7 protein-coding genes are annotated in these 9,626 nt (G+C 44.7%); 2 read left to right on the forward strand and 5 right to left on the reverse strand.

Annotated elements, in window-relative coordinates; translation table 11 throughout:
• Nucleotides 1–172: 172 nt before the first annotated feature.
• From NRI27_RS17810 to NRI27_RS17830, 5 genes are all read right to left on the reverse strand, one after another.
• Nucleotides 173–1,417, reverse strand: a complete 1,245-nt coding sequence (locus NRI27_RS17810; RefSeq protein WP_371391890.1) for a serpin family protein — start codon at nt 1,415–1,417, stop codon at nt 173–175.
• Nucleotides 1,418–1,729: 312 nt separating this feature from the next.
• Complete coding sequence (locus NRI27_RS17815) at nt 1,730–2,920, reverse strand: acyl-CoA dehydrogenase family protein (RefSeq protein ID WP_317944716.1); 1,191 nt, start codon at nt 2,918–2,920, stop codon at nt 1,730–1,732.
• A gap of 29 nt (nt 2,921–2,949) precedes the next feature.
• Nucleotides 2,950–4,116 carry a saccharopine dehydrogenase family protein gene (locus NRI27_RS17820; protein WP_317944718.1) on the reverse strand — a complete coding sequence of 389 codons (1,167 nt, stop codon included), beginning with the start codon at nt 4,114–4,116 and terminating at the stop codon, nt 2,950–2,952.
• Between the two features lie 136 nt (nt 4,117–4,252).
• Entirely contained in the window at nt 4,253–5,731 is a 1,479-nt protein-coding gene (locus NRI27_RS17825) for an aldehyde dehydrogenase family protein (protein WP_317944719.1), read from the reverse strand.
• Between the two features lie 150 nt (nt 5,732–5,881).
• Nucleotides 5,882–7,414 (reverse strand): DHA2 family efflux MFS transporter permease subunit, encoded by a 1,533-nt coding sequence (locus NRI27_RS17830; RefSeq protein ID WP_371391891.1) that lies wholly within the window; start codon nt 7,412–7,414, stop codon nt 5,882–5,884.
• A gap of 236 nt (nt 7,415–7,650) precedes the next feature.
• Here NRI27_RS17830 and NRI27_RS17835 point away from each other — a divergent pair, with 236 nt between their 5' ends.
• A complete protein-coding gene (locus NRI27_RS17835) occupies nt 7,651–8,553 on the forward strand; it encodes a TetR/AcrR family transcriptional regulator (protein ID WP_317944722.1) in 903 nt (300 codons plus the stop codon).
• A 169-nt stretch (nt 8,554–8,722) separates the two neighbouring features.
• On the forward strand, nt 8,723–9,517 hold the full coding sequence (locus tag NRI27_RS17840; protein ID WP_317944723.1) for a TIGR00266 family protein: 795 nt from the start codon (nt 8,723–8,725) through the stop codon (nt 9,515–9,517).
• The last annotated feature ends 109 nt before the right edge of the window (nt 9,518–9,626 follow it).

Here is a 9,626-nt window from a genome sequence, read left to right on the forward strand (position 1 = left end):
GCATATCGCTCCAAAACGCCGCATACTTCTCCCGTTTGCCGCATATTACTCCGAAACACCGCATACTTCTCCCGTTCGCCGCATATCACTCCGAAACACCGCATACTTCTCCCGTTCGCCGCATATCACTCCGAAACACCGCATACTTCTCTAGAACGCCACATAAAACAAGTCACTTCGGATTCGTCACATACCCCACAAACAGCGCAGCTCCCGTTTCCTCATCCTTGATCACCAAGAAGAACGGTCGATTTACTTCCATATAGAATGGATCTCCTGGTGGAGCAGATGTCACACCCATTTCTGTTCCTGTAACAGCCGCAGCTTCCGTTCCTTCTTCATTCACATCAAGATAGGTTTTCTGCTTCACCGAAGTGATTAACACGTTCCCATCCTCCACCATTTTAGTAAAATCAGCATCTTTCGTGAATGCTTGCTGCATACCGAGCGCATTTAACGCTTCATTCAGTCCTGTTTCATACTCTAACTTGAACTTCGGCAACAGCAGCGTGCCTTCCATTTCAGTGAAAGCAGTTTGCAGTAGCATTTCCCAGTTCTCAGTAGATAACTTCTCCTTGAATCCTTCTAAATTCGTATGCTCATTCGGAAGGACAACCGTCATACTCATTTCACCATTTGCGTACGGGAGTCGAACAGCTTGAAATTCATTGTTCGCCATATAGGCTAATTTTCGTTCCAGTTTCATAAACGGTGTCACTTTTTGATACCTCAAGTTCACATGAAACACACGCTCTTCCGTATCTTTTTTATCAAACGGATGCTTCCAATCGCCTTTAAAATAGATGGCGTTCAAAAGCATTGCGACGAGATTTTCATCAAGCGGACTTTCCACCATTTTATCGATTTTATCATTCGTCGCTTCTTTGACCCATCCATTAATTTTTTTTACGGACTCATTACTTGTCACATCAATCCGTTGCGTTTCTGCATTAAAATAATCCTTCGTCCGCTGCGTAAAATCCTTCGTAAAATTATATTCTTCATTCAACCAAATTGAATTGGCAATCCGTAACTGAATATCTTCACTGTCTTTGTTTAACATGGTCATGAGAGCGGCATTTGCTTTATTCAATTCCATTGCATCTATGCCTTCAGCTTGCATCGCTTTCGCCATTTCAACTTTCGTATCTCCATCCGCCCCGTTATAGACCATTGCTAATGCCATGAATAGACTTGTCGGAGAGAAGAACACGTTTCCGTCATCATCTGTTTGAATTTCGTCTAACAGCTTATACGCTAAGTCATTATTCGGTGCGACAATTTTTTCGTAATCTGTCACCTCGTATTCCACCCCTTCCGAAATCACCAGATTGCCATTACTTGAACTTGTACCACAACCCGATATTGCGACCAACAAACCTGCTCCGACTAGCGTTGTTTTTAGTTTTTTCTTCACTTGCACCACCATCCTTGTACTTCGGTAAACGTTCATTCCTTACAGCGAATACAGAGTAAAATCGTTCAGAAATCGTGTATTGGGCTTCTCAAAACACCTACTATCTCGTGAATCCAATGCTACTAAGTTCGTTAAACAAAACTATGTTCGTTCTCTTCTTGCATTCTGTCCAAGCCTATGAGCTTTTCGTCCCGATTATTCATTCCATGCTAAATTAATAAACTGCATACTCCGGTATGCTTTCCACGATTTAATACGCCCTATACAAAACGCCAAGAGCACGAAAACTCTTGGCGTTTACACATTTAGCAGTTATTCAAACGGCCATCCTGGCAGCATATGGCTCAGCTTTTTGTCTTCCCGGTAACCGAGTACATATTCAGCTTGCATAATCGTATGAATCTCACGTGTTCCTTCGTATATGACAGGTGCTTTGGAATTGCGCAAGAAGCGTGCAACCGGGTACTCATCAGAGTAGCCATACGCACCATGGATTTGGAAAGCATCGTCTGCCGCTTTATTTGCAAAATCACATGCTTGCCATTTTGCAAGTGACGTCTCACGCGTATTGCGGACACCTTTGTTCTTTAACTCACCTGCTCGATAGACGAGTAGGCGGCTCATTTGATAGCCTGCTTCCATATTCGCAATCATTTGTTGGACGAGTTGATGTTTGCCGATCGGCTTGCCAAACGTTTCACGGTCATGACAATAGTTCACGCTTTCTTCTAGACATGCCATAATGAGTCCGACAGCCCCCGCTGCAACGGTAAATCGACCGTTATCAAGTGATGCCATCGCGATTTTAAATCCTTCGCCTTCTTCACCAAGAAGATTAGCAGCCGGCACCCGCATATCTTCAAAAAATAGTTCACCCGTATTTCCCGCACGGATGCCGTATTTCCCTTTGATTGCTTTGGATGAAAAGCCTGGCGTGGAACGTTCGACGATAAATGCACTAATGCCATGATGCTTTTTAGATTTATCCGTATAGGCGAAAACGAGGAAGTGGTCAGCAATGTCGCATAACGAAATCCACGTCTTCTGGCCATTAATAATGTAGTCATCACCATCGCGCACAGCAGTTGTGGCCATTGCGGCTACGTCCGACCCTGCTCCAGGTTCAGTAAGGCCAAATGCTCCCACTTTTTCACCTTTCGCTTGCGGGACTAGGTACTTCTGCTTCTGTTCTTCCGTTCCCCATTGCAAGATCGACATCGAGTTCAGCCCGATGTGGACAGAAACGGCCGTACGGAACGCCGTGTCCCCACGTTCCAACTCTTCGCAAAGGATGGCCAATGAATTGTAGTCCATGCCGCTACCACCGTATTGTTCCGGAATACAAACTCCCATAAAACCTAGATCGGCAAGCTTCTTCCAAATCGCTTGGTCGAAACCACCTTCCGCATCCCAACGTTGGATGTGCGGCATAATTTCTTCATCCACAAATTGTCTTGCCGTCTTACGCAACATTTGCTGCTCATCTGTAAAGTCAAAATTCAACTTCTCCGACCCCTTTCCACTCTCCGCTATCAAACATGTGCTTCTTGGGTTTTTACCGTCTCTTCAATGATGACGCCGCGTTTTTTCATCTCTTCAATGTACGGTTCTCCTGGAACGATACATTCAGGAGGATGGACGCCACGCTTTGTTATCGTTCCATTGCCAATCATTTGGGCAACAACGGAAATCGTGTTTGCGGTCGCTCTTGCCATTGCGGTTTCATTCACCGTCAAATCCTTTTCCGTCACAAGATTATACTCGTACGTTGCAGGCATGCCATGCGCTTCGCCACTTACGATGACGCGAAGTAGAACCGCGTCAGATTTATCTCCTAAACGCAACTGGGGTGATAATTGCTCGCGCATGACGTCACGGACTTTTACGGACTGTCCATTGACTGTCACTTCGTTGTCACGGGACAACAACCCTAAGTCGACGAGCAGCTGGAATTTCTCTGCATGCCCTTTGTAACGGATTGTTTTGTATTCCAACGTTTGGACGTCCTTGAATGTCTTCGTCAATGTCGACGTACCGCCTGACGTATGGAACGCTTCCAGTTCCCCGTATTTATCAAAATGAATCGTTTCGACTTCAGACAATGAAGGAATTTCCTTCAGTTCGCCATTACGAATCACATGGGAAGGATCTGTATAGTGGTCGAATACCCCTTCTAGCGAGAAAACGACATTATAGTTCAGTGGCAGTTCCGGCTCAACTGGAATTCCCCCCACATAGAGCTTGATGGATTCGACTTTCTCCAGTTTTCCTGCGCCATACCCCGTTAGAATATTGATCATCCCAGGTGCAACACCTAAATCGGGAATAATCGTTACCCCTTTTGCTTTCGCTTCTTCTGCCAATTCCAGCACCGCGTCCGTCGCACCACCGATATGTCCCCCTAAATCGATCGAATGGACGCCGATATCGACGGCCATTTTTGCAACTTTTTCATTAAATGTATAAAACAACGCATTGATGACAACTTCCCCTAGTCCCATCACTTGCTTTAATTGCTCATCATCCGTCGCATCCAATTTAATGACTTCAAGCTTATCGGACTGCAGTTTTTCCGCAAAATCCTCCGCTTGCTGTGTATGCAAGTCTGCTAGATATACGTTTGTGACACCAGCACTTTGCACAAGGTCACGTACGGCCTCTTTTCCCATCAATCCTGCACCGAGTACGACTACTTTCATATGAACATCTCCCATTCCACTAGATTTCACCGAGACAACTACCTGTTTGCCTGTATCGAATCCCTTTCGGTAGCTTATGAGTCAATTACACTGTGCTCAATATACAAGAGCATCAAGCACCTATATCTCTACTGCTTTACTCCGTATCAATTTGCGCGCGTTGCAATTTTCCACTGAAATCAACATAAATGCTCTTCCACTCCGTGAACACGTCAAGTGCCGCCACGCCTGAATCGCGGTGACCGTTCCCTGTCCCTTTCGTCCCCCCGAAAGGCAGATGGATTTCAGCACCCGTCGTTCCCGCGTTCACATAGACAATCCCTGTATCCAAATCACGTTGTGCGCGGAACACTTTGTTTACGTCTCTCGAGAAGATGGAACTGGAAAGGCCAAAAATGACACTATTGTTCACTTCGATCGCTTCATCCAAACTACTGACTTCAATCAAAGACACGACCGGACCAAAAATCTCTTCTTGTGCCAAGCGACTATCCCACTTCACATCCGTAAATAATGTCGGTTCGAAATAATGGCCGTTTGCTAAGTCCCCTTCTGTTAGCACATTGCCTCCCGCTAACAACTTCGCGCCTTCCTCTTTTCCGATTTCAACATACTTCTGGATTTTTTCGATCGCTTTTGCATTGATAACCGGTCCAATTTTGACGGACTCGTCCAACCCGTTCCCAATTGTTAACTGTTGCATAGAAGCCAACAGTTTCTCTTCCAGTTCCTCTTTAACATCTTTATGCACAATGACGCGACTACATGCCGTACAACGTTGACCCGCTGTTCCGAATGCACTCCATAAAATCCCTTCGACTGCCAAGTCAATATCTGCATCATCCATAACGATGACCGCGTTTTTACCGCCCATTTCAAGTGATACTTTCTTCAAATGACGTCCGCCTGTTTCTGCCACGTGGCGACCCGTATCTGTTGAACCTGTAAACGAAATGACACGCACATCAGGGTGCTCAATCATAGCCGTTCCCACTTCCGATCCAGATCCGAACACGATGTTGGCAACTCCAGCAGGCAACCCTACCTCTTCGAAAATCTTCGCCATTTCATAGGCCATCATCGGTGTTTCCGTAGCAGGTTTCCACACAAACGTATTGCCTGCAACGATTGCCGGAAACGATTTCCACGTCGCAATCGCCACTGGGAAATTCCACGGTGTAATCAAACCAACAACCCCAATTGGCGCACGGACGCTCATCGCAAATTTGTCTTGCAACTCAGAAGGAACTGTTTCCCCAAACAATCTTCGTCCTTCCCCCGCCATATAGAACGCCATGTCAATTCCTTCTTGCACTTCGCCACGGCCCTCTTCAATGACCTTCCCCATTTCTTTCGTCAACACTTGTGCAAGGTGCTCTTTCCTTTCTTTCATGACATTCCCGATTGCATATAAGTAATCCGCCCGTTTAGGTGCAGGTACGAGCGCCCAATCTTTCTGCGCTTTTTTTGCAGCCGCCACAGCCTGGTCCACGTCTTGTTTAGTTGATAAACGAACTTGCGCCAATTCTTCCCCGGTTGCCGGATTCGTTACCGCTGCAAATTCAGCACCTCCGTCTTCTTGCCAAGCTCCACCGATAAAGTTTGTCAAACGCATTTAGAAATTCCCCTTTCTAGTACACATAATTTATTGCAAACGCTTCCACTTTCTTCAATTCGACATAATCCTATTAGAATCCTTCATTTTCTCAGAATAAAATAAAAAATCTCAAGAAGTTTAAAACTCCTTGAGATTTTTTTCTGCGAATTATTCTTTTACCGGCTCTAGTGGAGATGAAGTGACTTTCTCACTTCCCTCACCTATTACAAAATCCGGCTGATTTGGTTTAACACGTTTAACGAAGAATGCTAAAAATAATGCAACGACCGCGATAAATGCAGAGACGAGGAATGAGTAATTAATTCCTTCCAGCATCGATTTCAACATAATCTCTTGTTGCACCGCAGCTGCATTGCCACTTGTAGTACCGGAAGTAGCTGCTTCTTGTGCCAACTCCGCACCCGCACTCTCCATCCGTTTCGTCATAATGGTCAACAAGATGGCAGAGCCGATTGCACCAGACACTTGTTGAAGGGTATTGTTCATCGCCGTACCATGAGGATTTGAACGCATCGGCAATTGGTTCATCCCGTTCGTCATAATCGGCATCATGACCATTGACATACCAAACATTCGTACAGTATACAAAGCCATTAAATAATAGTAGCCTGTATGCAATTCGAGTTTACTCAAATAGAACGTAGATATGACGGTAATGACAAGCCCTACGAGTGAAATGACCCGTGGACCATATTTATCGAAAATCTTTCCTGTAATCGGCGACATGAGGCCCATTACAATCGCACCTGGCAACATGAGGATCCCTGCTTCAAACGGAGAAATCCCTCGGACATTTTGTACATACAACGGTGTCAAAATCATACCAGAGAACATTGCGACAGACATGACAATTGAAATGATGGACGCGAGTGCAAACATCGGATGCTTATAAATCCGGAAATCGAGCATCGGGTCTTTCATTTTCAACTGACGGATGACAAAGAGCACGACAGATATTGTACCAATCGCTATTGTTCCGTACACAATTGGTGAGCTCCATCCTTTATCACCCGCGGAGCTGAATCCGTAAAGCAATCCACCGAATCCGATACTGGATAAAATGAGCGAGAAGACATCCAGTGTCACATCACGGTTCGGTGTAATGTTTTTCAGTTTAAACAACGCTAACAAGATCGATAAAACCCCGAACGGCAAGACGATCTCAAACAGCGTTCGCCAAGAATAATGCTCAACAACCCAACCGGACAAAGTCGGTCCGATTGCAGGCGCCGTAAACATGACAAGACTGAACATCCCCATTGCTGTACCCCGTTTTTCAATCGGGAACGCGACTAGCATAACATTCATCAAAAGAGGCATCATCATCGCTGAACCGGAAGCTTGAATCATTCTGGCAACGATGAGCAAGCCAAAATTAGGCGCATAGATTGCGAGCGCCGTACCAATCGTAAACAACGTCATCGCCGTTAAAAACAATCTTCGGTTTGAAAACTTTTGGATAAAAAACGCACTTGCCGGAATCATGATCCCATTTACTAACATAAATCCTGTCGTCAGCCATTGGACTTCTGATGGCTTCACCGAAAACTCTGTCATAATTGACGGTAAAGCAATATTTAATAATGTATTGTTCAAAATCGCAACGAATGCTCCAAAAAACAAAATGGCAATCATACCGTAAGGAGGCTTCTCGTGCATTTTCTTTAAATCAATTTCCATTTCCCATCCTCCATCTATTTTCTATTGAACGATTTTATAGTGGTTCGACTACCGCGAAGGTTATTTGTACTGAGTGTTCAACAATAGTATTATTTTATACTGACAGTCCAAATTACGCAAATGCACAAACGTTTTCATTCCGAAAAATTTTTTTATCATTGCTACAAAGCCTTATTTTCGTTACGATAGGAATTGAACTGGTAGTATAAAATGAATTTTACAAAAAGGTGATCTATATGAATGATCGAAAGTTGCATGTCCTCTTAACTGCCCAAAGACTATTTATTGATAAAGGGTACGTCACCACATCGATTCAGGACATCATTGAGGCTGCTCAAATCTCCAAAGGGACGTTTTACAATTACTTCTCTTCGAAAAACGAGTGTCTGATGGCCATTTTTGAATTTGCCCATGAAGAAGCGATTGTCCGTAGACGTGAATTAATGCACGGCAAGGACAAGCGCGATAAAAATATATTAGCGGAACAAATTTTGGTACGCATGCACGTCAACCGCGAGCATAATTTATTATCGATTTATGAAGCAGTCTTTTATTCAGGTGATAATGAATTGAGAAGCTTTGTACGCAAGCGGCATTTAATGGAGTTAAAATGGCTAACAACTCGACTTACCGACGTTTACGGTGAAGAAGCAGAACCGTATGTACTCGATTGCGCGGTCATGATTTTAGGCGTAATCCAACACCTCATTCACTTCTTGTCTTCTGCAACAGAAGCGATTGCGATCGATGACTTGGTCCACTTCACGATTCGGCGGGTTGACGCCATAATGGAGGATATGATTCGGAATGAAGATACGTTGCTTGGCAATAATTATTTGGCTGCTTTAACGATTGCTGCTGAAACGCCGATATCTAGGACAGACTTGTTAGTGGAAAAGCTTCAAAAATTTCTCGTGCGTGTTGAAAAAGAAGAGTTATTTGATGCGATACAAATGACGCAATTTCTCTTGGACGAAATGAATAAAACCAATTCGAATTTAGTCGTCATCGAAGCACTCATTCCGACTTTCCAGAAGTTGTTCAAAGGGACACGGCTCTATTATCGTTCGACAGAAATCGCCACACTTCTTTTGCAATATATTGATATTGAGAAAGGGACAGTTCCGCCAACGAAGTAATTTGTTAGGCCTCCAGCTGTTGGTGATGGCGATGAATGTCCCATTTGCGAGCCGCTACATGGAGGTAACGCGGTAAGGTTCATGGTCTTCTATTTAATTAAAGATAAAATGAAACTTCCGGTATTGTTTTTACGTAAAATCAGATACAAATACGAGGAGGTTTCGAGTGATGAACAATCATGAAATTGATTACAAGTTATATGGCGATGATATGCAGTTTGTGGAAGTGGAACTTGATCCACAGGAGACGGTTGTAGCAGAGGCCGGGTCGTTAATGATGATGGATGATAGCATCGTCATGGAAACGATCTTCGGAGATGGTTCAAGCAATTCGGGTGGAGGCTTCATGGGGAAACTGATGGGCGCAGGTAAACGTCTGTTGACCGGTGAAAGTTTGTTCATGACTACATTTACTAACAACGGAACGGGTAAAAAGCATGTCTCATTCGCAGCGCCTTACCCTGGGAAGATCATTCCCCTCGATCTTAGCGAGTACAACGGTAAAATTATTTGTCAAAAAGATGCGTTCCTAGCTGCTGCTAAAGGGGTTTCTGTAGGCATTGAACTTCAACGCAAACTCGGAACCGGCTTCTTTGGCGGCGAAGGATTCATCATGCAAAAGCTTGAAGGAGACGGCATGGCGTTCGTTCACGCAGGTGGAACGATTATCGAGAAAACACTATCCGCCGGCGAAACGTTACGTGTCGATACAGGTTGTCTCGTCGCAATGACGCAAGACGTAGATTACAACATTGAAATGGTAAAAGGTGTGAAAACCGCATTATTCGGTGGAGAAGGCCTCTTTTTCGCTACCCTCCGCGGACCGGGTAAAGTGTGGATCCAATCCTTACCGTTCTCTAGACTCGCAAGCCGCGTCTTCGCAGCAGCACCACAAACACCAGGCGGCTCTCAAGACGAAGGCAGCATCGCAGGTGGTTTGTTCAACATGCTCGGCGGGAAATAACTGTAAACTCAAAGCGCCCAAAATACCGGGCGCTTTCTTTCTATTCGAAATTGTTTTGGTGCCTGTCCCCGAAACGATTCAGAATCGTTCCGGGGACAGGCACCTTAAA

The organism is Sporosarcina sp. OR05, from assembly GCF_041414805.1.
GTDB classification, from domain to species: Bacteria; Bacillota; Bacilli; order Bacillales_A; family Planococcaceae; genus Sporosarcina; species Sporosarcina saromensis.